This is a genomic window from Neisseria sp. P0021.S005, from assembly GCF_051956955.1.
Genome location: NZ_JBQCWY010000836.1, coordinates 1 through 722 on the forward strand (window position 1 = coordinate 1; position 722 = coordinate 722).

Consider the following 722-nt stretch of genomic DNA (forward strand, 5'->3'; position numbering starts at 1 on the left):
TTAGGTTTTTCAATAAATTCAGATATTTATTGGTGCCCGGAGCCGGAATCGAACCGGCACGGCCGGTTTAGGGCCGACGGATTTTAAGTCCGTTGTGTCTACCTATTTCACCACCCGGGCGTAGACAGTAAATTGAGAAATTGGAGGCGGGGGCGCGGATTTGAACCGGCCTGTATAAGGGTTGCACCCCTTATAGCATAAACACTCTGCCACCCCGCCATGAAAGGGATGGAGGCGAGAGTCGGAATCGAACCGGCGTAGACGGATTTGCAATCCGCTGCATAACCACTTTGCTATCTCGCCAAAACTACGTTTGAGTGTTGTAGTATGAAACTGGAGCGGGAAACGAGTCTCGAACTCGCGACCTCAACCTTGGCAAGGTTGCGCTCTACCAACTGAGCTATTCCCGCGTATTCGGATGCATGATTTAATGGAGCGGGAAACGAGTCTCGAACTCGCGACCTCAACCTTGGCAAGGTTGCGCTCTACCAACTGAGCTATTCCCGCATTTGAGTGCATCTGAAATTAAACTGGAGCGGGAAACGAGTCTCGAACTCGCGACCTCAACCTTGGCAAGGTTGCGCTCTACCAACTGAGCTATTCCCGCATATTGAAAAAGAACAATCAACAAGTAATCAGAATGGAGCGGGAAACGAGTCTCGAACTCGCGACCTCAACCTTGGCAAGGTTGCGCTCTACCAACTGAGCTATTCCCGCTCTGA

At 51.0% G+C, this 722-nt stretch carries 7 tRNA genes; all 7 read right to left on the reverse strand.

The window, feature by feature from the left end:
* Positions 1 to 30: 30 nt before the first annotated feature.
* A tRNA-Leu gene (locus tag ACTHUE_RS19645) sits at positions 31 to 120 on the reverse strand.
* Between the two features lie 21 nt (positions 121 to 141).
* Positions 142 to 219 (reverse strand) — tRNA-Cys (locus tag ACTHUE_RS19650).
* A gap of 10 nt (positions 220 to 229) precedes the next feature.
* A tRNA-Cys gene (locus ACTHUE_RS19655) sits at positions 230 to 303 on the reverse strand.
* Between the two features lie 31 nt (positions 304 to 334).
* Positions 335 to 410, reverse strand: a tRNA-Gly gene (locus ACTHUE_RS19660).
* 21 nt (positions 411 to 431) lie between these two features.
* A tRNA-Gly gene (locus ACTHUE_RS19665) sits at positions 432 to 507 on the reverse strand.
* 24 nt (positions 508 to 531) lie between these two features.
* Positions 532 to 607: transfer RNA gene (locus ACTHUE_RS19670), tRNA-Gly, on the reverse strand.
* A 34-nt stretch (positions 608 to 641) separates the two neighbouring features.
* Positions 642 to 717, reverse strand: a tRNA-Gly gene (locus ACTHUE_RS19675).
* Positions 718 to 722: the final 5 nt, after the last annotated feature.